The organism is Serratia sp. 4542 (assembly GCF_016805595.1).
Classification (GTDB): domain Bacteria; phylum Pseudomonadota; class Gammaproteobacteria; order Enterobacterales; family Enterobacteriaceae; genus Serratia; species Serratia nevei.
Map to the genome: position 1 here is coordinate 1 of NZ_RXKV01000010.1, position 23971 is coordinate 23971.

The 23971-nt window shown below is 51.4% G+C and carries 23 protein-coding genes; 7 read left to right on the plus strand and 16 right to left on the minus strand.

Annotated features, from left to right (window positions below; translation table 11 throughout):
* Positions 1 to 549: 549 nt before the first annotated feature.
* Positions 550 to 1995: an SIR2 family protein gene (locus EKL15_RS12225; RefSeq protein WP_089196073.1), complete on the minus strand. Its 1446-nt coding sequence runs from the start codon at positions 1993 to 1995 to the stop codon at positions 550 to 552.
* An 808-nt stretch (positions 1996 to 2803) separates the two neighbouring features.
* Here EKL15_RS12225 and EKL15_RS12230 point away from each other — a divergent pair.
* From EKL15_RS12230 to EKL15_RS12245, 4 genes are all read left to right on the plus strand, one after another.
* A complete protein-coding gene (locus tag EKL15_RS12230) occupies positions 2804 to 4420 on the plus strand; it encodes a CBASS cGAMP-activated phospholipase (RefSeq protein ID WP_089196072.1) in 1617 nt (538 codons plus the stop codon).
* A 62-nt stretch (positions 4421 to 4482) separates the two neighbouring features.
* Positions 4483 to 5352: a toll/interleukin-1 receptor domain-containing protein gene (locus tag EKL15_RS12235; RefSeq protein WP_203089519.1), complete on the plus strand. Its 870-nt coding sequence runs from the start codon at positions 4483 to 4485 to the stop codon at positions 5350 to 5352.
* A 38-nt stretch (positions 5353 to 5390) separates the two neighbouring features.
* Positions 5391 to 6533, plus strand: coding sequence for a toll/interleukin-1 receptor domain-containing protein (locus EKL15_RS12240; protein WP_203089521.1), 1143 nt, complete (start codon positions 5391 to 5393; stop codon positions 6531 to 6533).
* 3 nt (positions 6534 to 6536) lie between these two features.
* Positions 6537 to 7124, plus strand: coding sequence for a hypothetical protein (locus EKL15_RS12245; RefSeq protein WP_097760786.1), 588 nt, complete (start codon positions 6537 to 6539; stop codon positions 7122 to 7124).
* Positions 7125 to 7411: 287 nt separating this feature from the next.
* On the opposite strand, the gene EKL15_RS12250 is transcribed toward EKL15_RS12245, so the two are convergent.
* From EKL15_RS12250 to EKL15_RS12275, 6 genes are all read right to left on the minus strand, one after another.
* A complete protein-coding gene (locus EKL15_RS12250; RefSeq protein WP_203089522.1) occupies positions 7412 to 8074 on the minus strand; it encodes a hypothetical protein in 663 nt (220 codons plus the stop codon).
* Positions 8068 to 8559: a TIR domain-containing protein gene (locus EKL15_RS12255; protein ID WP_023321452.1), complete on the minus strand. Its 492-nt coding sequence runs from the start codon at positions 8557 to 8559 to the stop codon at positions 8068 to 8070. Before EKL15_RS12255 ends, EKL15_RS12250 begins: the two co-directional genes overlap by 7 nt.
* Positions 8560 to 8638: 79 nt before the next feature.
* On the minus strand, positions 8639 to 9661 hold the full coding sequence (locus tag EKL15_RS12260; protein ID WP_203089523.1) for a nucleotide kinase domain-containing protein: 1023 nt from the start codon (positions 9659 to 9661) through the stop codon (positions 8639 to 8641).
* Positions 9654 to 10211, minus strand: a complete 558-nt coding sequence (locus EKL15_RS12265) for an adenylate kinase (RefSeq protein ID WP_203089524.1) — start codon at positions 10209 to 10211, stop codon at positions 9654 to 9656. The genes EKL15_RS12260 and EKL15_RS12265 overlap by 8 nt, the downstream gene beginning before the upstream one ends.
* Positions 10208 to 11293, minus strand: coding sequence for a thymidylate synthase (locus EKL15_RS12270; RefSeq protein WP_203089525.1), 1086 nt, complete (start codon positions 11291 to 11293; stop codon positions 10208 to 10210). Before EKL15_RS12270 ends, EKL15_RS12265 begins: the two co-directional genes overlap by 4 nt.
* A 678-nt stretch (positions 11294 to 11971) precedes the next feature.
* Positions 11972 to 12883, minus strand: coding sequence for a LysR family transcriptional regulator (locus EKL15_RS12275; protein WP_203089526.1), 912 nt, complete (start codon positions 12881 to 12883; stop codon positions 11972 to 11974).
* A gap of 107 nt (positions 12884 to 12990) precedes the next feature.
* Here EKL15_RS12275 and EKL15_RS12280 point away from each other — a divergent pair, with 107 nt between their 5' ends.
* The gene (locus tag EKL15_RS12280) at positions 12991 to 14298 is read left to right on the plus strand and encodes a serine hydrolase (protein WP_203089527.1); all 1308 of its coding nucleotides are present in this window, start codon (positions 12991 to 12993) and stop codon (positions 14296 to 14298) included.
* Positions 14299 to 14497: 199 nt separating this feature from the next.
* Complete coding sequence (locus EKL15_RS12285; protein WP_203090056.1) at positions 14498 to 14719, plus strand: DUF6434 domain-containing protein; 222 nt, start codon at positions 14498 to 14500, stop codon at positions 14717 to 14719.
* 62 nt (positions 14720 to 14781) lie between these two features.
* Here the strand turns inward: EKL15_RS12285 and lptG are convergent, their stop codons facing one another.
* The 7 genes from lptG to EKL15_RS12320 all read right to left on the minus strand — a co-directional run bounded on the left by lptG (position 14782) and on the right by EKL15_RS12320 (position 21370).
* Positions 14782 to 15861, minus strand: a complete 1080-nt coding sequence (gene lptG / locus EKL15_RS12290) for an LPS export ABC transporter permease LptG (protein ID WP_203089528.1) — start codon at positions 15859 to 15861, stop codon at positions 14782 to 14784.
* Positions 15858 to 16928, minus strand: coding sequence for an LPS export ABC transporter permease LptF (gene lptF, locus EKL15_RS12295; protein ID WP_203089530.1), 1071 nt, complete (start codon positions 16926 to 16928; stop codon positions 15858 to 15860). The genes lptG and lptF overlap by 4 nt, the downstream gene beginning before the upstream one ends.
* Positions 16929 to 16956: 28 nt before the next feature.
* Positions 16957 to 17523 carry a YtfJ family protein gene (locus tag EKL15_RS12300; RefSeq protein ID WP_159318972.1) on the minus strand — a complete coding sequence of 189 codons (567 nt, stop codon included), beginning with the start codon at positions 17521 to 17523 and terminating at the stop codon, positions 16957 to 16959.
* 20 nt (positions 17524 to 17543) lie between these two features.
* Positions 17544 to 18413: a hypothetical protein gene (locus EKL15_RS12305; RefSeq protein ID WP_100396997.1), complete on the minus strand. Its 870-nt coding sequence runs from the start codon at positions 18411 to 18413 to the stop codon at positions 17544 to 17546.
* Complete coding sequence (locus EKL15_RS12310) at positions 18413 to 19747, minus strand: lipopolysaccharide biosynthesis protein (protein ID WP_100396996.1); 1335 nt, start codon at positions 19745 to 19747, stop codon at positions 18413 to 18415. Before EKL15_RS12310 ends, EKL15_RS12305 begins: the two co-directional genes overlap by 1 nt.
* A 72-nt stretch (positions 19748 to 19819) precedes the next feature.
* Entirely contained in the window at positions 19820 to 20614 is a 795-nt protein-coding gene (locus EKL15_RS12315; protein ID WP_070914551.1) for a hypothetical protein, read from the minus strand.
* A gap of 30 nt (positions 20615 to 20644) precedes the next feature.
* Complete coding sequence (locus EKL15_RS12320; protein WP_147840121.1) at positions 20645 to 21370, minus strand: hypothetical protein; 726 nt, start codon at positions 21368 to 21370, stop codon at positions 20645 to 20647.
* Positions 21371 to 21739: 369 nt separating this feature from the next.
* On the opposite strand from EKL15_RS12320, the gene EKL15_RS12325 reads away from it, so the two are divergent.
* Positions 21740 to 22471, plus strand: coding sequence for an ATP-binding protein (locus EKL15_RS12325; RefSeq protein WP_084827416.1), 732 nt, complete (start codon positions 21740 to 21742; stop codon positions 22469 to 22471).
* A gap of 70 nt (positions 22472 to 22541) precedes the next feature.
* On the opposite strand, the gene EKL15_RS12330 is transcribed toward EKL15_RS12325, so the two are convergent.
* Positions 22542 to 23714: an aminotransferase class I/II-fold pyridoxal phosphate-dependent enzyme gene (locus EKL15_RS12330; protein ID WP_087763182.1), complete on the minus strand. Its 1173-nt coding sequence runs from the start codon at positions 23712 to 23714 to the stop codon at positions 22542 to 22544.
* Complete coding sequence (locus EKL15_RS12335) at positions 23701 to 23961, minus strand: acyl carrier protein (protein ID WP_019453571.1); 261 nt, start codon at positions 23959 to 23961, stop codon at positions 23701 to 23703. Before EKL15_RS12335 ends, EKL15_RS12330 begins: the two co-directional genes overlap by 14 nt.
* Positions 23962 to 23971 lie beyond the last annotated feature (10 nt).

Sequence of the window (23971 nt, forward strand, 5' to 3'; positions counted from 1 at the left end):
GCGGTGCTAGGGGGGGAGGAAGTGGTTTCTAGTAGGTTTGTTTGAGAGTGAAGCACTGTTGTTACGCTTTACCACACTCAGGCACAGTGATAGTAAACTCGCTCACAAGCTGATTTTGCGTCGGCACCTCATCTATCCCGTCATGAAACTTGGGGCGAGGCCGCTAACGGAGTTGCAGTTCATCTAGAGGGGCATGACCTCATCGCCAGTTGGCCCTATTAGGAAAGTATCGCGAAATGCTTAAGGTAATACGCGGCATGGTATATGACATTGCTACGTCAGCTTGAGTAGGTTGCCTTCGTGGCTCAGAATGGATCTTTTTTATTCCCTATTTCGTCACCAATGCTGGTTGCTGGCGCTAATTATTACAGCTAAGCTTGGTAATAATGAGGTCATCGATGACCAGGATCATGAGTACAACTTGCACGCCAGAATGAAAAAGAGCGCGGAGCACTCCTCATGGAGTACATGTAGGGGGTGACCTACACTGTTGTACCCGCATAACATCGTTATCAAAGTGAAAGCTATAAAAGACCTTGCGTTTCATATCTAACCTCCCAGTTTCTTTAAAATTGTTAGAACCTTTTTTTCGATCTTTGTCCGGTCAGCAGAGAGATCCGCAAGTTGAGTTACTTCAGTTTCCAGCCAAGGGTTCTGTGCAAAATGTTTACCTGGATCCGCCAATAGCTCGTCTGCCAGTTCCTTAGCCATATAGCCAGTAATACCAAGCGGAACCACAGTAATCCCTGAGTCCTGAGCAATTTGAAACTCCTTTCGCGCCCCATTGGCATTGATGATGTGGCCATCATGGAGCTTGTTCCCGAAAAGAAATAAAGCGACTCCAGAAAGGCCGATCATGCGGTGCCGATATTCATCCCACAACTCAGCCAACTCTTTACCGTTTGACGGATACTGTGGGAATGGTCGCATAATAAGTTGGTCTTCAGAGTATTTTTCAGGGTTGGCATAGATGGCATCAAGAGCCCCGTTGATGACTGCACTGCCAATACCCCATCCGAATCCATTGACAACTCGATAACCCTCCTTAACTAAGGATGCCGAGAGGGAGTGTACAAAACTCAGTGCCTCCTGCTTATCCCAAACTCCGTACTCTTCTGCACTTCCTGAGATAAAGATGGTCTTCTTGAGGAAGCGACTCTCGATCTCCTTCAGTATGACTGGAATATCCTCGTACTCATTGACCAGTACTGCCTGAATGCCAAATCGCAGCAAATCGCGAATATGATGTTCTTGCCGCCGCTGCCTATATATTGCACTATCTTCGTCTTCCTTCCCTTGCCTCATAGCAGGTTCTTTGCGAAGGAAACAGTAGTGAGTGCGTCGATGCTTGTCAGGCACATGCAGACGGCTCAGTATGTAATCAAGATTGGGATCAGTGAAGCTGAAGCCAATAAATAAAAATGTTTTGGAAATCAGGTCTCCACTCAGTGCAGTTACAAAGCCTTCGTGGGTCTTGTAGTACTGCTCATACTGCGCTTTGTAGAGTACGGCTTCGCCTGGCGAATCTACATCACCGTGCATTTTGTAAATGACAGCATCCCGCTTAGGACGAGTGGTAATAAGATCATCTGTCTTCCGCTTGATATCTGCGATGCGGTAGTTCTCTTTAAGACTGTCCTCGATCAAAGTGTCATAGTTGGTTGTCCAATATGTTCTGATAGGAAGCCTCGCGAGGATTTTGTGGGCTTCAGACGGTTCTGCCTGCTCCGAAAATTCCTCCAGGACTTTCCTTGCTAGACCGGTTGAGCTGTTCTTCTTGTTGACGTGGTATTGCGCAACCGAAATTAAGTCATGCTCTAGCTCAACAGATAGGCCCAGTTCCTCTGCAATTTCACTTAGCAGCTCGCTCCAATTAACGAAGCCGCTAGTCCTGGATAGGCCCGCGCCAGCAAAAACGGCAGCAACCCCTTCTTCGAGATCTTTCACATAGGTTCTGATGAAAGCTTCTATTTCAGCTGAAAACTGAACACTCATATTTTAAACGATCCTGTTAGAAGATAGGTATCTAGCATCATACCGCAAACCAACACTAGCCATTTGGTAATACCACTTAAACGGAGTGCTATGGCTTCAAAATGGATTCGTTATGGCTGCGAACAGTGCTTATCGATATAGTTTATAGCCATTGTATATACCTCTATCTATACATTATTTAAAGACTTTAGTTAGTATTTTAAAGTGCCCTGATCTGGTATGGAGTGTGTATAGCAATGAAGAGCCACGGATTTAGTAGCCAATTCTCATTGTTGGTAGTTAAGTACTAATTGACACTTTTCGCTCCTAAAAGCCCCTGTGACCTTGCCGTTGTCTTGGACTGCTTTGCCAGAAGCTGGCGTTGTTAACAAAGTTGAGTCAGTGATTGGGGGGCAACCGAGTCACATTTCCACTTAAGAGTGCTATGAATCGCCTCGAATTACCATAGGATGTTCCCCTTAGATACCCGTAACCACGCAATAATACACATTAAAAATCAGGTTATTTGCCATTGTTACGTGCTAGAGTGGACTAACCCCACCCCGGTAGACGATCCTGCCCTATAGTTGGACTGACCATGCCCTGAGATACGATTATGCAGCTCAGAACGGCAGAGCAAACATATCTGGGTGGATTGAAACAGCTGCCGGACTTGCTGGTCGCTAGTCAACGTGGGCTCCTACGTTTGTATGTTTTCATGATGCCTGGGAGCTCTCGAAAAACGGACTGATAGGCGACGCCGTATCCTGACTGAACTGTTCAGCTTAGAGCAGATAATCATGCATTTATACAAATATGGGTACCTAGAATGCTAGTTAATCAACGCCTGGCGGGCGTGCGAATCCACCTTTCGGGCTCGAACAAAGAGCAAAACGAAGATATTGACCATTTTGTGAGTAAGTTTGCGGCAAAGATCTTTGCAGAAGGGGGAACGATAGTACATGGCAGTCACCCTTCGTTTAACGCTCCTCTAAAGAGGGCAGCAGAAGGTTTTATTGATGCAGGTGGGGACAAATGTGCGCTCACTCTGGTTCGAGCAAAAAGCTTCGCTACAGCTCAGTATGCTGCTGAAATCGATGATCAACGAATGTATGCGGCTGTCGAGATAGTTCCGGCAGAGTCCGCAGATGGAAATCCGATAAGTGGTTTGACACCCATGCGTGATTGGATGGCTGATCGCTCTGATGCGATTGTCTGTGTTGGTGGTGCCTGGTGGGATATCAATAAAGCGAATGCGGGTGTGCCCAATGAACTAGACACCATGCTGGAGCTTGGAAAGCCTGGATTCGTCGCAGCCGGGTTTGGCGGCGCGATTGCTGGCTACCTCAATGAAGATCCGTCGCTAATAAGACGCCTAAAAAACGGACTGGGTCAAGAGGCTAACGAGGTCATTGCGCGTGGCACTAATGTTGATTCAGTTGTCGATCTGATTGTCGAGCAGCTCAAAAATTTGCCCCTCTCACGAAGGAATGTAACTCGAGGCCGAAATTTCCGAATTTTGGCTTTAGACGGTGGCGGACTGAGGGGCACATTTACTGCAGCTGTGCTGGCCAAGTGGGATGATATGCTCAAAGTTGGTGGCGGTAATGGCATCATCTCTCATTTCGATTTAGTTGCAGGTACATCGACTGGCGCTATCCTTGCCATCGGTCTAGCCCTTGGCCTGAACCCAAGTGAAATTCTGGCTTTTTACGAAGAAAAGGGCCCCAAAATTTTTCCTAAGGATCGAAAGCTGAGACATTGGCTCAAATCCAAGCATGATTCAACCACCTTGCGACAGCTACTTACAGAGGTGTACGGTGAAAAGACACTGGCTGCAGATTCATGCTGTCGCTTGGTCATACCTACGGTAAGAGCGAAACAGGGACAAGCAGAAGCGATAGTAACACCTCATAGTCCAGATCGTACTGCGTATCGCGATATCTCTGCCGTCGATGCGGCCTTGGCTTCGTCAGCTGCACCAACATTCTTCGACGAGTCGACATGGGAGGGGCCAATCGCCCTCGAAACGTTCCTTGACGGAGGAGTTTGGGCAAACAATCCTATTTTGCCTGCGCTTGCGGAAGCTGTCAGATACCTAAAAATTCCACTGGATCGTATTGATGTGCTGAGCATTGGAACACTCAGCAGCGAAAGCGATTTTACCGACCAGTTGGGGAAGGGCAAAGCCGGATGGGCGCCTCATAGCGCTGACCTGTTTTTTGCTGCACAGGAGCACGGCGCACTCGCACTTGCTGAAAGTTTCCTGGGACCTACTCGTCATTTGCGCATCAACCAACAAACCCCTGTCGAAATCAAGCTTGATGACAGAGAGGCAATACACGAAATGGCTGCGCGTGGAAATGAAGCGGCAAAAGAACATTTTGCTGAAGTGCGCTCAAGGTTTTTTGATGGTCGTCATGCCGATGAATGGGAGCATTTTTAACCGGCACTTTGCGAGAAATCAGTTCACATAATCCTAAGCTCCTTTAAATAAATGAGGGTTGTATGTTCCTGGACTTGAAAATTGAAAATGTCGTTGCGTCCGATTCAGAATGGAGTGATTCTGACGTCGCATCCTACAAAGCGAAAAAAGACAACATTGCCATCAGGCTTGAAGAGTACCTGATGAACGGTAATAACCTACTGGATGCATCGAAAATCCAGCAAAACGTATTCCCAGATGTGGAGGTTGACGTATTCATCTCCCATTCACATAATGACAAAGAGCAAGCCATCCAGATTGCATTAAGCTTGGAAGCTATTGGCCTCAAGCCATTCGTCGACTCTTGCGTTTGGGGTTATGCTGATGAACTGCTTAAAAAAATTGATGGGGAATTCTGCATCCCTACTGGTTGGGAACATTATAGCTATGAGCTAAGGAACAGAACGACAACTAACGTTCACCTGATCCTGAATACAGCCCTTCAGCAAATGATTCATAACTCTGAGCTTTTCATTTTCTTAGGTACAGAAAGCTCGATTAAAATTGATGAATACATGACGCATGCAGAGCAATTGTCCTCTCCCTGGATATTCTCCGAACTGATGTTTGCCCGAAATGTTAAACGGACCGAGCGCAAGAAACTGGAACTCATGGGGGCGGAGAGTTTTCGGGAATTGAATGAGGCAGTGGGTGATAGTCAACCTGTTGAATTTAGATACTTACTCCCGCAGTCCACTTATTCGATGGGTTATGAAAAGTTTATTGAGTGGCTACGTTCCTGTTGTCAGCCGGATGACTCCGATTACAGCAAGCATTCCCAGCCGCATTACACTGACCTCATCAAGCGGATCAACGGGCTCCAGCATGTCGATAAGCTTTATAAAGAACTGGGGGTTGATAAAAGATTACTAGAATCACCCCGATTCCGCTGAGAAACCGCAGATAACTGTAATTGCATAAAAGGGCAACCATGCTTCCTATCTATCAGCTTGCTGTTATAGGCTCTCCTTCAGACGAGCAACTGCGCGATTTGGAGGATGCGGTTAAAACCGCAGTGGATATGTACGGGCTACGACTCGGTCAGGAGATCAGTTGGGAAATAGCTCCAGATATGTTTACACCAAATCAGTTGCGATCGAGCGCGGTTGTCTTTTTTGGAGGAGAGGGCGTAGATCACCCAAGTTTACCGAGCTTGCTTCGCAGCGGTACTCCTGTAATTCCAATTGTATCCGATCTACGACATGTAGCTTCGGAGATTCCTGAGCTGCTGCGATCGCTGAACTGTCTGGCCTACGCAAATGGTGGTGCTAAGCGTGTCTCGATAGCTCTTCTTGAATGCGCTGGATTGCTTCCGAAACAACGAAGGGTCTTCGTAAGCTACCGTCGGGATGAAGCCAGAGTTGCCGCGCTCCAGATGTTCGATGCTCTATCAGAACGCCATTTCGACGTATTCCTTGACACTCATAGTATTGCGCCAGCAGAAGATTTTCAGACCATGTTGTGGCATAGGCTCTGCGATTCTGACGTGCTGTTGATGCTAGATACTCCTGACTATTTTAATAGTCGTTGGACATCAGCTGAGTTTGGGAGGGCTCTCGCGAAAGGTATCAGTGTTCTTCGAGTCGCTTGGCCTGAAACGAAGCAGTCTCGTGGATTGGGTACTGCAAGCCTTGCTGAGTTAGCTGAAGGCGAGTTGGACGGCGGAACAGGACATATCGAGAATTCCGCTATCGACCGCATTTGTCTACAACTTGAGGCGGTGCGCAGCAAAAGTCATGCTGTGAGGACTATCAACCTAGTCAGCAATTTGCGCATTGGAATTGAGGCAATAGGTGGTGAAGTCATTGGTATGGGGGTGGGGCGGGAAATCAAAGTTCGTCTGCCCACAGGACGAATTATAGTGGTTTACCCGACGGTCGGGGTCCCGACGTCATCAACCATGCATCAAGCCTCAATGAACTATCCAGATGAATCAGTTGCTATACTGTATGACCATGTGGGGCTACATCCTCAGTGGCTGAATCATATGGATTGGCTCGGCTCGCACATCCAGGCAACGAAGTGGGTGAAAGCATGCGAGGCCGGCTGGCAGTTTGCAGATTGGGAGGTTTAAAAAGTGGATTCTATTTTTCTCTCAGCAAGCGTCCCGGTCAATGGGCGAGGTGATTATTACGAAACTGCTGATCCGTTCCTGATTCAGTGTGCTGTACGTGAGTTTGCTATCGCGGTCGTAAGAAAAATGAAAATCGTATGGGGTGGGCACCCTGCCATAACACCCATGATCTGGAGCATTTGCGAAGATCTGGGCGTCGATTACACTCGCTCAGTTGTATTGTACCAGAGCCGATTTTTCGAAGGCCAGTATCCTGAAGAAAATGAGCGATTCGACAATGTCGTTTACACCGATGCAGTGCCTGATGATCTAGCCGGCAGCCTACATCTTATGCGGCAGGAAATGCTGTCTCGATGTGATTTAGTTGGCGCAGTCTTTGTAGGGGGTATGGAGGGAGTTCAGGTTGAGTATGAGCTCTTTAAGCAATTTCATCCTGACGCAATAATTCTACCGGTCGCCGCCCCTGGAGGCGCAGCACTGAGCCTGGCAAGGGATCATGGTTACTTAGATGGAGGCCGTCTGGGAGACGTGGATTTCGCATCTTTATTCGATCGTTATCTAATTAAACCTCTATGCTCTCAAGCCAATTAACAAGTCATGAGGTGTCATTGGGGTTGATCGGCTACGCTCCCGTGGGTATAGGAAGAGGTCGTTAGGGGGCAGGAAAAGGCGTTGCCCCTATTCGAATTAACCGTCTTTTTGATAGCATAGCTACCAGAAATGCCAAGTCAAAATCATAATGCAAAGGCCTATTTAATCGAATTGCATGGCAAGTTTCACTGTAGAATCTTGAATTACTAAACATTGCAAGATTGCCAGTTTCTGAATGAAAGTTGAGGATTGTTAAATAATGCCCAGAGTTATAGTGTGAGTGCTTATTAATAGAGCTCACCAGTTCCCTGATCTACACGTTTATAGAAATCAGAGAACTGGCATGGATCAGATATAACTATATTTTTATCACTATGAAACTCAGTGTCTATTTTTTTAATAAGATCATTTGCAGGGATAGAGTGATCTAAGCAAAGCTTTATATAATCTCTAATTCTGTGATAGCCAATTGAGTCTAAGTCTACATCAACGGCTTTATCACCAAAATAATAAAAATATCTTGAAATCAACACCTGGTCAGTACGAGTATCACGTTCAAGATTTGTCATATTGAATGAGCCATCAGCATTGCTGTGATGTGAATCCTCTTGAATCCAATCATTATTGTCGTCCTGATGATAGATATTATCCCCCAAAATCTGCACATGACTACCATTTCTCGCTGGTTTTTTGATGGTAAATCTATTGTCTTCCCAATAGTCATTAAAACTTATTTTCTCAGTCACCTTCATTAGTAAAATGCACTTTTTTTTAGCTGATTTTAAATTAGCCCCGCCAATCCCCAGAATCCAATCGCCAATGTTAGCAGCCTTTCTAATTCTAGGTTTGCATGTTGCTAAGGTACAAATTCCATGAAATGGGTTAGGTGCAAAACCAAAGTCTCGTGTTATTGAATAGGCATAAAGATAAGAGTTGTTTTCTATTAACATACTACATTTCCCCCCTGTACTTTATCCCTATCTGTACCATCAGGTTTTTGAAAACTTGTTTTACCCTCAAGTGCACTGATAATTGCATCGCTTCTCCAGGAAACGATAGATGTTGCATATTTTTCAAGGTTTTCAGGTAGTTTTACATCACCTTTTAAACCATTTTCATAGACACCTATAATAGGCTTGCCAAGCTGATGAGCTGCTTGAATTTCCCAATTCACCCATGGTCTTGTGTGTGTTTCTTTCCCGATAACTACTATAACTTGACCAGCCCATCTCATTTTCATTCTGAGCAAACGAGCTATGGTTCTATCACTAATCTTTTTTTCATCCGCACGTCTCTGATTTTCAGGTTTCATTCTGACAGAGCTATTTCGTAGGTGATAACCTTTTGCTGCAGCTAACCGCGAAACTCCATCGACACTGGCATCATCTTTGTGATGATGACTAACAAAAACATTTTTCTTAATTTCTTTAGGCATTTTAAAATCCTTTCTGAACCATTGAAGTTATCAGTTATCAGTTATCAGTTATCAGTTATCAGTTATCAGTTATCAGTTATCAAAATAGCCTCATATTATTTTGATAATGATATTTTTGCTTCGGCCTTTTTCCACCAAACTTTGTTCTACATCTTTTATCTATTTCGCAGGCGCCACTATTTTCCATATCCATTAAAGTATATATTCTTTCTTTTTCAGGCAAAAAATGAAATATTTTATCCGGTTCCCACTCTTCATTATATTTTTCTGCAATATTGCTTTGATTTAAAGTGAACCAAAATAAACATTCTTCGCTATTCATTCCTCCTCTATCAGAAAAAATCCAATTAATCCCTCTTTCACAGCCAGGACCCGAAATAACAAAGTTCATTTCTGTAAATGGAAAGTCAACTATGTATGTTAAATCCACAAATATTTGATAAGCAAGAAAATCGCCAATCCCAGCGAATGATTTAAGATGATTGAATACTTCTAACTGATTTGCCGCAGATTTTACTCCCTTTACTATTTTATCTTGGTTGTAAAAAACAAACTTTATCATCCTGATAATCATGTTCATTTCCGTTTTATGCTCTTTTTCTTCTAAAAATCTTCCAAAATTAACTTTTGGTCCGCCAAGTATATACGCGGCGCTAAAAAAAACATACTCTGGATTCTTTATTGACATGTCATGGGTTATATCTCTAATGGTATGATCAATATCAATAACGGTCATTCTCGAAAAATCAAAAGGAGCATTAATTTCATGTAGGGTCTCACTTTTGTTTATTACCCTAAAGAGAAATGAATTGAGTATTTTATTTTCGTAGCTCACATTGCTATTGTTAATTACATTAGCCAATAGCCATTTTGTTTCTCTATCCCATGTTCTCTTGGTATTAACGAATTTATAGCTCCTCAAAATTTCATCATCTGTCCAATAAGGTGGGCATTTAAGTATTTCCTTCTTGTAATATATAGAGGTTCTTTCTCGTTGATGATAAAACCATTCTCTTATAACATTTTCATTCAATATTGGTTTGGCGGTTTTTATTTTAATGTCACTGACATTACAAAATAGTTGATCGTTTTTATTATCCATTAGATAGTTCCTCTTCAAAGAAAAATTTAAAACTATCTATTCCGCTTGTATTGTTATGAAAGTGATAATCGGCCTTTTCTTTATTTTCAATTACATGATTATCAATCTCATATTTTTTATAATCATTTGTTTCCCTTTCTATATAGATTACAGTGAAATGATTATGCTTACACCATATGAACTCTTCATTAGATCTTATATCAGTAATTATTATTCTTCTTTCATTAATCTTACTATTTGACTCTAAAATGTTTAACTCTTCTGATAGCATTCTAATAAATATCTTGTCTTCAATCTCTCTTAACTTATTCAGGCTTAACCATATATCTCTTGGGGAACAACTGATTAATTCACCGGTCGATAAGGAAATATTTAGTGGGAGTGTTTTTTCTTCAGAAGGATAATCTTTTTCGAACCATGGGTAAATGTAATGCGCTAATTTTTTTAGTTGATCACTAAATGATAATCGTGTAAAGCCATGATTATATATCAGATAGTTTGCAAGAAAATCCTTCCCACTACCTGATATACCCATGAAAGCAATTTTCATAGATTTCCCTTGTTGGATTTATTAAAGTAGTTTGAATTTACGCTTAAACTGAACTCATGACTTAATTTTGTGCTCAATGCTATTGGCTCATCAAATCTAACTTGATATATATATGATAAAGCAGCTTCTGCATATCCCCATAATAGATTTTTTTCTATTTTCACAGAATGTTTATCGAATATTTTTTTTAGATTAGTAACTTCCTGAGTTAAAGTTTTAACGTTATGCGGTGAGCCTGTTATCTTTGAATCAAGAAATGAGACTATTTCACAGAATAACATTTTTATATCAAATAATGATGGTGGAAATGATATTTCATCATTATTTACCAAATCGGTTATTTGTATTTCCTTACAGTTAAAAATATCTCTAGCTTGCTCTATCCTATCTTCATAAATATGCAGGTTTGTTATTGAATGATGCAAATACCCTAGTTTTATTTGACTATCAACTTCTCGCTGCAATATAGATAGTACAATCTCCTGGAGTAAACTAAATTCGAAAATATTAATATTGCTTACACCGAATATCAAGTCCCCACTCCTTTGTATTATTTTAATATTTAGTTTCTTATCCGGAGTGATAAAGAAATGAATTAAATTATTACAGGGTATGTCAACGCTATTCTCTAAGTTGTGTTTTTTTCTAAGGCTGTCATTAGTGTCTCTATCAGGCATGTATAAACTGATAACTGCTCGCCTAGTAAAAATCCCTTCATTTTTGAATTGTTGTACAACGTTCTCTAGTTGCCCATGAGCGTAAAGCCTTTCTCCATAAGCAGCTCGCCAAATGATCCCATCATCTGAATATTTAGGAGCTCTTGGCAGAAAAAAAGTTAAATATGGATGAATCCGATTATCCCCTGCAAAAACCCATATTGCCTCAGCGAAAGTTGAGAATATATTGTTTTTTCGACCGACTAAACTTAAATGCCTTGATCTTGGATTACTAAGGATCATACTAACATCATAGATAGTTACAGCATTCCCATTCCTAGTCGGTATGCTGACACCCTCAAAGAGCACTTTTTCTATGGCTTTCATCATTAGATCGTTAATAGTTTCTCCGTAGATGGTGTGCATAAACCAAACCTCAAGCTAAGAAAGAATAATCCATTAATTGATAAACTACGTTTGACTTTTGATATAAATTTTGCCGCCCCTGTATCAGGGATACCCAGACGTAAATAATTCAATTTTCTACTAAGAATGGACTCGAATGCGATAGCCAAGAGGATATCATAGTCAGCAAGTCATAACTTTGCTCCAAGCTACCGCCCTCAGCTGCATGAGCACTGCATGTGGTAATGTGCAACTATCGATATCGCAATCAGATAACGACTAAAAATTGCATTTTATTTGCTATAGGATGATTAATCGAGTTATTTGAGATTAAAAATGTCCCTGATAAGCAAGAAGATGTGCAAATGGTGATGTAGGTAACAATCCTCTAGCCATTTTCACCATAGAAGAACAAAAGGCGTAATGATCTCACCAAAGTAATGTAGTCTCGGTGTCAAGTGAGTAAACTCTCAACCAAGAAGTGGCTCAAAAAAATGAATCAGTTTGATAAAGGACTCTACGTCCGTTTCTCGCTCAAACCTGCCCACTCAAATACCTCCGCTCAACGCGTTAAACTAGCGCCAGCAGCGCTGGTGGTGAGGGGCTCTCATTGGGTGAAAGCATCAATCCCCGCTTAAGAACGTTCGGGTAAACAACGCAGATGATGAACTCTACGACCGTCTTCCGGTAACAATACCGCTAATCTAGCCGCGACTTTACACTCCCAACCTCCCGCCACAACCCCGGCAACAGCGCTAACGTCTCATCAATCAGCGCCCGCCGGTCATTGCCCGGCTTCCAGATGGTCACCATGGTTTGGCTGATCCCCTGGCTGCCCACTTCGGTGCGCAGCGTGTTGACATTTTTCCACCGTTCCGCATGCATATGCGTCGGCAAGAATCCCCAACCGCAGCCCTGTTCGAGCAGGGCGCGTAGCATTTCCAGCTCGTTGGTAAATATTGTATGCCCCGAAATTTGCAGGCGGCGCGCCACGGGCTCGTCAGAATTCGGGTGCATGATCACCTGCGGCGCGAGCGAAAGCTCCAGCAGCGAAAGCGGCTGTTCTGCGCCGGGGAAAAGCGTTTCGGCGGCGTAAAAATCCATCTCTATCGCCCCTAAGGCGCGCCACTCCATGGCGTCGCCCACGCTGCGATGGCGCGCCTGGCAGATGCCCAGATCGGCCTGGCCGTTTGCCAGCAACCTTTCCGCCTCGTCGCGCGAAGCGTTAATCAGGCTCAGGTGCGTGTTGCGTTGGGCCATGGCGGCAATCAGCGCCTGCAGCAATGCGCGGGGGGTAAAGGGATCGTAGACCAGCGAGATTTCCTGCGCCGCGCTCTTGGGCACGTCTTTGGCAAACGCCTCAAACGCTTTCACCTGGCGCATCAGCAGGTGCGCCTGGCGCTGCAGCTGTTCGCCTTCTGGCGTCAGGTGCAGGCTGCGCCCCTCGCGCAGGAACAGCGCATAGCCCAAGCCATCCTCGAGAAAATCAATCAAATCGCGCAGTGTCGTGCGGTCTTTGCCCAGCTTGAGCGCGGCTTTCGCCAGGCTGCCGTGCTCGGCCACGGCGGTGAAGGCTTCCAGTTGGGCAAAGGAATAAATCAGGCTCGGCACGCGGCTCTCCAGTCGATTTTGCGGGGGATTTTCCCCCATCAGGCGTTTTTTATTATAGGCCGCGTTTTTTTAAGCTGAACGCCTTCCTGAGCTAAGCGAGAAAAAATATGAAAAGCAAAGTGTTTAACCGCAGCCTGCTGGCGGGCGTCGTCATCAGTCTCTGCAGCGGCCTGTTGGCGCCCGCCGCGCTGGCCGCTTGCGCGGGCACCGAACTCAGCGCCTGTCCGGCGCCTTTCGATGCGCAATTGCCGGATACGCACAAGATGCTCACCTGGAGCCAGAGCGACCGGGTGATCGGTTTTCGTAACGACTACCGCAACTATGCGGGGGATGTGTTTCATCACGGCAATGCCACGCCGCTGCTGGCTGCCGCTAAACCGCTAACGGACGCCAGCTATCGGGTGAATGGCAAAACCTACAGCCTGCAGGACTACCTGCAGCGCCAGAACGTCAGCGGCATGCTGGTATTGAAAGACGGCAAAATCGCCTGGAAATATCTGGGGCAGGGCAATACCGACACCACCCTGTGGACGTCGCGCTCGGTGGGCAAATCCGTGGTCGCTACGCTGGTGGGCGTGGCGATTAAACAGGGCAAGATCCGCTCGCTCGACGATCTCATCACGCAATACGAACCCGATCTGAAAGGCACCGCGTGGGACGGCGTGACCCTCAGGCAGCTGATCACCCATACCTCCGGCGTGGCGTGGAATGAGGATTACACCAACCCGAAATCGGACTTCGCGCAGCTGACCGAGTGTGAAGCCAAGCCCGGCACCTACGCCTGCGTGCGCAAGCTGGTAGCCGGTTTGCAGCGTGCGCATCCGGCCGGGCAGAACTGGTCTTACTCCTCCGGCGGCGCGTGGCTGCTGGGCGACGTGCTGGAGCGCGCCACCGGCATGCCGCTGGCGGCCTATCTGCAGCAAAGCATCTGGCAGCCCTACGGCATGGCGAGCGACGGTGTATGGCATGCCTACGCCAAAGGCCAGCACGACGTGGGCGCGCACGGGTTCAACGCCACGCTGGAAGACTGGGGGCGCTTCGGCGAGTTCATTCTGCATAACGGGAAGCTGCCGAACGGCAAACAGATCTTGCCGGCTGATTGGGTAGCCCAGTCATCCAACTGGACGCGGGCGGCGGGCTCGGTATCGGCGGCGCACCCTAACGGCATCTACGGCTACCAATGGTGGAACAACGAAGTGCCGATGAATGCGACTAACGTAGAACCTGCCCCGCAGGCTTCCCTGAAACATTCCCTGTGGGCGCTGGGGATCTTCGGCCAGATGATTATGGTCAATCAGGCGGAGAATCTGGTGATCGTCCAGTGGTCCACCTGGCCGCAGGCGGAGCCGTCTTTCAGCGCGCAACCGCTGGAGGCCTCACTGATGTTTAGCGCGATAGCGAAGGAATTGCGTTAATTCCACGGAGCGAGCAGGGGCGGTTGTCATTTAGCCCCTGTTCGACGGCGATGGCATAAATGCGCCCGTACATATAAAAGCGATCTGGGCTATGCTTTTCACCACATCCATTTTGCGCCGAAACGGACGTGACAAAAGTGCGATAGGTCAGGCCAGGTTGAAGCTCTTTATCGAACGGCTCTTCACAGGAGTGGTTAAATTGAAAATCGATTGGCATAGCGCATTGCTAACACGCGCCACGATCGTGGATAAAAGCTACAAAAATACGCAAAACGTCCGTCGTTTCATGGTTGAGGCGTGCGGAGAGGACTTTCGCTTCGATCGTGAATTTATGGCATGGATACGCAATGACGTGCCAAAGACGCTAGGTGATGTGGTTGACGAGTGGCAGCGCAGGCACTCCCTCAACCCTGGCCGATAGGGTTCAACCTGCGGACGAGTAAATCATCTTCAGCCTTTCCCATCACACCACTGTTCTCACCCCTAACCCCGCCGATCAAACCGATAAACCAGCACCAACGCCAGCGCCAAAATCAGCAGCGGCGGGGCGAGGGCAGTGAAGGGCGCGTTGAGGGCGAACAGCAACCCCAGGTTGAGGACGATCTGGTAAGCGATGTAGGTCAGCAGCCCGACGATCACGCCGATCGCTAACCGGCTGCCCATGCCGGGCGCACGCGGGGCGGTGAAGGTAAACGGGATGGCCAGCAAAATCATCGCCAGCACCAGTAGGGGCTGGCCGAGTTTTTTCCACAGCGCCAGGCGGTATTCGGTGCTGGGCTGGCCCGAGCCCTGCAGGTAATCGATATAGCGATCCAGCTGTTGGAGCGAGAAGCTGCCGGCCGGTAGGGTCAGCTCTTTCAGGCTCGGCACGGCGAACAGCGAGCGCCAGAGCAGGCTGTTATGCCGCTCAATCGTCTCCTTTCTACCTTGCCAGCTTTTCTGCATCACGTTGTGCAGCAGCCAGTTGCCGTCGGCGGCGGTGCTGGCGCTTTCGGCGTAAAGGTAAGATTCCAGCGCGCGGTTGGCCTGATAACGGAAGATCTCAATGCCGTGGGGCTGGTCGTTCTCATCGACGGTTTTTACCGTCACAAACTCGTTGCCGTGCCGTGCCCACAGCGGGTTAACGGTGACGTCGTTATCGTTCGACTGCGCCAGGGCGTTGTTCTTCATTTGCAGCGCGCGTTGCTGCAGCGGCGAGGCCGCCCACTCATCGAGGGCGCCGAGCGACAGGTTCATCAGCAGCCCGGCGGCGAGCATCACCAGCGCAATGCGGAATATCGACATCCCGGCGGAGCGGATCGCCGTCAGCTCCAGGGTTTTCGACAGCTGCCCCAGCCCGACGATGCCGCCGAGCAGCGCGATAAACGGCCCCAGATCGACCAGGCTGCGCGGCAGGGTCAGCACGGTCACCAGCAGCGCCTGCTGCCAGCGGTAGCCGCCCGGGGTCACGTCCTCCAGCTCGTTGATCAGCGTGAAGGTGGTGAACAGCGGGATGAGCAGCCCGGCCGCGGCGGCAAAGCCGATGAACACGTTGCGGATCAGGTAACGGCTAAAAATAGTCATCGGGAGGGTTTCCGCAGCAGGGATAAGTCGCGCGCCAGCAGCAGGGCGATGCCGACAGCCATGGCTATCGGCACCAGCCAAACGCCGGGGATCGTCGGCAGAGAGCCGTTGGCCACCAGCGTGCGGCAAATGTTGCCGCCATAGAAAATCACGGTAAACAGCACCGTCAGGGGCAGCAGTGCGGCGTAGCGGCCCTGCCGCGGCTTGATGCGGCTAAAGGGGATCGCCAGCAGCACCATCAGCACGGTGGTCAGCCCGCGGCTTTCGCGCCATTGCAGTTCGGCGGCGTCACCCGGATCGGCGGAGCGCGCCAGCTCCGCCGGCGAGGCCGATTTGTGCCGGCTCTCGGCGCTGGGCACGAACGGCTTGAGCGCGATGTCGAAGTTGTCGTAGTTCTGCCCGTTGTCGTCGGTGCCCTGGCGATCCAGCACATAGGCGGTGCCGGTTTTCAGCCGCACGGCGGGGCTGGCGGGAGAGGCGTCGAGCACCTCCACCGACTGCGCGCGGTACAGGTTGGTGTGATGGCCGCCGCGCACATAAATCAGGGCGTCCGTCAGGTGGTTGGCCGTTTTGTCGACGTGACTGGCGAGGATCATACGGCCGTTGCCGCTGACGTTGAATTTGTCGGCCTGCAGGTGGCTCACGTCCAGCACCGACTGCGACTCTTGCTGCAGCTGATAGATATTGGCGTACGCCCAGGGCCTGCCATACAGCGACAGCAGCGTGACCGCTATCGCCAGCGGCACGGCCAGTATCAGCACCGCCTTATACAGCCGCAGCGGGCTGGCCCCGGCGGCCAGCATGGCGGTGATCTCCGCATCGCTGTACAGCTGGCTCAGCGCCACCGCCACCGAGACATACAGCGCGACGGGCAATATCATCTCCAGCGCAATCAGCGATTTATAGAAAACCACCTCGGCCACCACCCGCAGCGCCAGCGTGCCGTTGGCGGCGTCGGTCAGGTAGCGCTGGGCGGAGTAGCTGGCGAACATAAAGATCAGAAACCCGGCGATCATCATCACCAGGCGGCGGATCTCAACCGTGATGTAGCGTTCAATCAAAGACATGCGTCATCGGCTCCCGGCGGCGTGCGCGTCATGGCGTCTCCTGCGCGATCAGCGCGCGCAGCAGGGCGATCACCTTGTCAACTTCCTGCGGCGTGAGTGCGCCGTCCTTCGCCCACTGCACGCGCCCGGCCTGGTCCAGCACCACGATGGTGGAGCTCTCCTCCGGCAGCCGCCAGGCCATGCGCCCCAGCCCGTCGCTGTCGACGATGAACTGCGCCCAGGGGTAATGCCGCTTGTTTTTCTCGATCTTGCCGCGCACGAAAAAGCCGGAGCCCGGTATCGCGTCGTCGGTGTTGACGATGGTGGTGGGCTGGAAGCGATCGCCCGGCAGGTTCGCGTCTTTGACGGCGTTGATCAGCAGCGAGTTCTTCTTTTTGGCGGAGGTGCGCCCGGCGATGTACTGGATCACCCGCACCTTGCCCGCCAGTTTTGCGCTGTTCCACGGCCGGTAGCTGAAATCGCCGTTGCGTAGCAGCAGCTCGCCGCGATCGGCGATGGCGATCGGCGCCACCGGCCGGCCATGCACGAAGTTATGCGCTGACGCCGCCAGCGGCGATAGCAGCAGCGCGAGGGTCAGCAAGCGGCGTAACGTCATCATGGCTCCGCGCAACGCGCTTATCTGCCCGCCGCGATGGCCGGCTGGGAAAACGACAGCGGAAAGCGCGCCAGCAGCAGCTCCAGGCGCTGGCGGATGTCGATATCCAGGATAGCCGGCCGGTCATAGATATCGCCGCCGGCCAGCTTGTCCGCCACCATCACGTCATGCCGGTCGCCCATCAGGCCGTTAATCGCCGCCAGGAAGCGCGAGATCTGCCGGGCTTCGCGGTTGTCGGGATCGATCGATCTCAGCGTGTCGTAAAACGACACCTGGCGGCTGACGATTTTGCGCACGTCGTGGAACTGATGCCCGGTCAGCGCCGGGCTGGCGATCAGCGTCTGCAGCTGGCGCATCTGTTCCTGGCGGTAGGTGATAAAGCCCTGTGCGCTTTCCAGCTGGGTGTGGCGCAGCGCATAGCGCACGTACGACCACACCGGCTTGCTGAGCAGCAGCCGCAGCAGGTTGCCGTACAGCGTCAGGTTCTTCTGGTTGCCGTTGCGAAACGCGTCCTGAAAATGGCCGAGCACCACGGTGGTGGTGTGGAACAGGCGGTTGGCGCGGTGGGGCGCGCCGTACAGCTGCTGGGCGAAGCGCAGGTGCTTGTAGCGGGCGCGGATATATTTGTAGCGCATGCGGGTAGCCGCCGCCAACTGCGGGTCTTTCAGGAAACCGTTCACCAATTGCAGCAGCTCGCGGCGGGAAAAGCCGTCTTCCCAAAACTGCAGGCACAGCGCGTAGTTGTCCCGAATGCTCTCGGGGGAACACTGCAAATCAATCTGCTGCGGCAGGCTGATATTCGCCTCAACCAGGTCATCCTCTTCCACCGCGACAAACAGCGCCTGGGTGGTTTCGGCGGAGAACTTCTTCCAATTATCGTTAGCGGTCATTAATTACTCTCTTTGGGCACATTCAGCCCCAACATAAAGCGATTGCGGTAGGCGCCGATCGTCGGTATCAGGGATAACAGAACGTCTAAACATTGCCCCAGTAAATAAGCGAAGGCGGCGCCCTGCACGCCGAAGGCATACGCCATCGACACCAGCAGCGCAATGTAGGCCGCCGAGGCCGTCGCCTGCGCGATCAGGAAGGCGCGCTGCTTGCCTGCCATAAACAGTAAGGATTCCTGCGGGAAGCCCATCATGGAAACGATGATCGCGCCCAGCATGATTTGAATCAGGTCATAGGCTTCCAGGTATTGCTGCCCGAAGACGGCGGAAATGAGCGGCTTGCCCACCAGCAGCATCAACACCGCGACGGCCAGGCCGATGCCGCCGGCCAGCAGCGAGGAGCGCAGGCCCAGCAGCCACGGGGTCTTGGTGCGCGGGTCCAGGCGCATGATCTCGGGATAGAAGCTTTTCTCCAGCAGCTTGGCCGGGGTGCCCGTCGCATCGAAGAAGGTCATGGCGATCTTGAACAGCCCGGCGGCGGCCGGCCCGAGCACCACGCCCACCAGCACGGTGGTGCAGGAGTTGCGTGCGGCCCAGATGGTATGGGCGATGTTGGTGGTCCAGACGAAGTTCCAGGCGCCCTCGATGCGGCGTGCGACGTTGAACAGCCGTGGCCTCAGCGCGCCGTGGATATCGCGGCGGCGCAGTTCGCGCGCGGTGAACCACCAAAACAGCGTGCCGCCGATCAGGTTAGAGGCGTACCAGGTGACGATAAAGCCGGGGAATCCCAGATCGAAATAATAGGAGATGACGCTGCCCACCGCCTGCAGGAACGGCTTGATCGCCTGCTGGATGGCGATGAGATCGAAGCGGTTGAAGGCGCGCAGCACGCCGGTCGGCGTGGACGAGGTCATCGACGGGATCAGGGTGCAGTACAGCATGGCGAGCCAGAAACTTTCGCTGTCCAGCCCCAGGGCGTGGGACAAGAACGGCAGCATGATCATGCCGCCCAGTACGGCGATGACGCCGCTGGCGATATCCAGCCCGAAGGAGAAGGTGACGACGTCGCGGAAGCGCCCGGTGTTTTGGTGCTCCAGCGCCGGGGTACCGAATTGCACCACAAACTGCCAGGTCTGGAATTTGATGAAATCGCTGACCGCTTTGGTATAGGCCTGGATCACCACCAGCACGCCGAACATTTCAGGCGACATGCCTTTACCGGCGCAGGAGAGCGCCAGCAGGCCAAGCAGCGCGCTGGCCACGCTGCCGGAGCCTAAGTAGGCGGCATTACGTAAAATGGAGCGAAACGCACCATCGGAAAACCACCGTTTCATAACCCAAACCAGCCGTTATCGTTGTTTTTCTGCATCTTGTGTTCCGCTGTCATGCGCTTGCCCTGTATGCGTTTAATAAACCTGAGTTTCTTCGCCGGCGTTTTCGCCGGGTTGCCCGATGTCGCTCTGTGGGCGCTTCACGGGGGGCACCACGGCCGAAATGGCGTTGAGCGCGTTGCTCAGCACCTCGTCGTAAGGGGCTCTGGCGTCCAGCTCGATGATGCGCGCGCCGTTGTACTGCAGGCGCACCATGGCGGAAATCTTGTCTTTCAGCTCGTCATAGCTGTGATCGGGCTTACGGGAAAACGCCGTATCGACGTCGATATCGAGGCGAATGATCAGCGCCGGCCGATAGACGGCCATGCGTTGATATAAACGGCGTTCGCGCGCCGCCAGGCGGCTCAATAGCCAGCCTTTTGCGCGCTCCACGCCGATACCGGGCCCGTCGTAGTAAAAACCAGAAATTTCCGCCTGCGGGTAGCGATCGCTGATCACCAGCACGCCGCTCTGCGCCAGCCGCCGCACCTTGCGCAGGTTGGAGGCGCGCCACAGCGAAAAGCCGTACATGATCAGGGCCGCCCACAGTGCCGGCGGCCTGTTGCTCATGCGTTGGGTTTTATCGGATTTGGCCGCCAGGCGCCGTTCCAGCCACACGCCGATGAACGGCAATTTCTTGATTTTGTCGCCGTCTTCGCCGGAGATCAGCCCTAAATAGCGCCGCTGCGTGGGGCGATGCTGCTGCAGGTTTTTCACCAGATCGGCGGTCAGCGTGGACTTGCCGGTGCCGTCGCTGCCCACCACGGCAATCAGCCCGCTAATGCAGGTGGAAGAGGAGTGCTGTTCGGCAGTGAGTTTATTTTTTTTCATCTGTTTCGGTACGAAAAGGTTATTTGTCGGCTAGGCATTGGCGGCCCTCAGCGATATTTTAACGGCGCGCAGAGATTCATCGAAAATATGGCTGGCCGGTTCGCGGCCGTCTAAATCCAGTATGTTAGCGCCGTTAAACGTCAGGTGCGGGATGACGGCGATCTTTTCACGCAACGCCGCCAGCGAGTGATCGGGTTTGCGTGAATAGGCCGTTTGTTCGTCAATATCCAGCCGAATTAATAATAGGGGCTGATAAGACGCCATCCATTGGTACAGGTGTTGTTCGCGCTTTCTCAGCCAGCGTACCCAGCGATTGCCGCCGGCGGTTTTTGCCAGCTGCGGGCCATCGAAACGAAACCCTGCCACTTCGGCCTGCGGATAACGATCGGTAATCAGCAATGCGCCGCGGCGACTTTTCTTCAGCATGCGGCGGAATTTATAGACGCGCCAATAGGAAAGTAAAAAAATCACCAGCGCCGTGGCATTATCCGGCGGTGCGGAAGGGCGATCGTGCACGCGCTGCGATTTCTTCAGCAAATAACGCCCGAAGGGCGCGCCAATAATCGGCAGCGAACTGATCCATTCGCCGATACGCCCGGAAGACTGGCCGAGATAAAGCAGTTCGGCAGGTTCTTTTGCCGATAAGGCGTTGACCAGACTGGTGGCCAAGGTAGATTTTCCCGAGCCGTCACAGCCGGTTATCGCTATTACGCGCACGGGCGAGCGATCAGACGAAGGTCTTATCTGCTGACTCACAATAATTGATCCAATGCGAAAAAAACTATTGTATTCCAATACGCCTTGGGTTCAAGATATTTATTGTGCTTTGCCACGATAAAATAATGAGATGGGTATTTTGGTTTGTTATTTGAATTGATATTCATGGCGTTCGTTCTTGTTATTTTGTGCTAATTGTTCGCGCGCAGGTCAGTTTCGCTTTTTATGTTAATTTCGGCCTGACCCGCAGCGAAAAAAGAGCAGAGGTTTTTAATTTTCGCTTAATCTTTTGTGCTGTTTGGCACTGCGCTGAGGCAATTTATTTTGCGCGGCTGCCGATCAAGGTTAAGCGTGATTTCGCTGCAAACATGGCACGCCGTTTCTGGTGTATTGAAAGAGAGTCTTATTATGAGTGCAAAATTTCCGCCGTTGATTGCGGTTATTGGCAGCGACGGATCGGGTAAGTCCACCGTTTGTGAACATCTGATCGAATATGTGAAACATTATGGCCCGGCGGTGCAGGTGCATCTGGGCAAACAGGCGGGTAACGTCGGGCGTGCGGCGGCGAAATTGCCGCTGCTCGGGCGCTCGGTGGGCAAGGCTATCGAGAGCAATACCAAAAAAGTCAAAACGAAAAAATCCCGGATTGGCCTGTTGCCGTCGGCGGTGATCATCGCTTTCGTGGGGCGGCGGCTGCTGCGTTTTCGCCGCATGCTGGCGTTTCGTCGGCAAGGGTTCATCGTGTTGACCGACCGTTTTCCGCAGGCGCAAATCCCCGGCGCTTACGACGGCACGGTATTTCCCGTCGACGTTGAAGGGAGCCGTTTCGTCCGTTGGCTGGCGGCGCGCGAACGGGCGGCGTTCCAATGGATGGCGGGGCAAAAACCGGATCTGGTGCTCAAGCTGAATGTCAGTCTGGCGGTGGCCTGCGCGCGCAAACCCGATCACCGCAAAGCGGCGCTGGAGAAGAAGATCGCCGCCACGCCGTTATTGACGTTTGAAGGTGCCGACATCGTGGATCTTGATGCCGATCGGCCGATCGAGGAGGTGCTTTCTGCGGCGGAAAAAGCCATCGCGGAATTTATGGCTGCGCAGGGATATCGCTATTCGACTGATGGAGTATCAACGGCTGCGCACTGAGGTGCGCATCGCTTCGGCAGGGCGGCGATGCCATTTTCGGCACCGCCGCCGCGGCCGAGAGGGAAAGGCTTTATTTTTTCAGCGCCGCAAAGGCGCGCACGATAGTGTCGATCTCTTCATCGCTGTGCGCGGCATTGACGCTGCAGCGCAGCAGGGTAACGCCCGCCGGCGCGGCCGGTGGCAGCACCAGATTCACATACACGCCGTGGGCGATCAACTCGCGCCAGAAACGCAGCCCTTCTTCCTTTGAGCCGATCATCACCGGCACCACCGGGCTGATGCGCGGCCCCAGGGTATACCCCAGCTCGGCGAGGCCGTGGTACAGGCGGTGCGCATTGCTCCACAGTTTTTCCCGCAGCTCGGGATGGCGCGCGATTTTTTGCAGCGCCGTGCGCACCGACGCGATGCTGGAAGGCGACGGCGACGCGGTAAAGATATACGGCCGGCTGCTGTAGCGCAGCACGTCCATCCCCTTGCCGCCGACGGCGAAACCGCCGATCGAAGCCAGGCTTTTGCTGAAGGTGCCCAGGATGATATCCACGTCTTGCTCGACGCCCAGCGCTTCGGCCAGGCCGCGGCCGTGCTCGCCCATCACGCCGAAGGAGTGTGCTTCGTCCACCAGCAGATACCCGCCGAGCCGCCGCTTGATGTCGACGATTTCCACCAGCGGGGCGACGTCGCCCAGCATGCTGTAGATGCCTTCCACGATGATGATCGCCTCGCGGGCCCGTTCGCCCAGGCGCACCATGCGGCGCTCCAGATCGGCGGCGTCATTGTGGCGGAAGCGAATAATCTCCGCGCCGCCGAGGGCGCAGGCGTCGTAAATGCTCGCGTGGCTGTCCGCGTCGATCAACACCACGGAGCCCGGCCCCGCCAGGGTGCTGATGACGCCCAGGTTGGCGGTATAGCCGGTGGAGAATACGATGGCGCTGGGGCGATCGAAGAATTCCGCCAGCTCCCGTTCCAGCGTCAGGTGCGATCCGTAGCTGCCGTTCGCCATGCGCGAGCCGGTGGTGCCGGTGCCGAGCGCGGCCAGGGCCGCCTGGCCGGCGGCGATCGCCTGCGCATCGAACGTCAGGCCGAGATAATTGTTGGTGCCGGCGAGGACAATCTTTTGATCGCCGATGCGGCCCTGGGTGGCGGAATACACTTCGTCGATACAGGTGCCGAACGGATTCAGACCGGACGTTTGAAATTGTTCACGGTCATTGGCGAGCCGCGCAAACTTATCATACAGTCCCATGGCTTTTCTCCAGATAAGGGCGCAGCGCGTCAAGCAGTTGCTCAGGCGTTCTGACATCAAGCAATATATTGATAGGAATGGAGATATCTAATTCATCTTCCAGCATCATCAGCAGATCCAGGACTCTGATGGACTCCAGGCCAAGATCATTGACGAGATCGCTATCAGGTTTTATTTCCACTCCGCCTTCGACGATACCTTGCAAACACGTCAGGATATAATCCATTACAGCATCGCGATTTAGCATAAGAACGTTG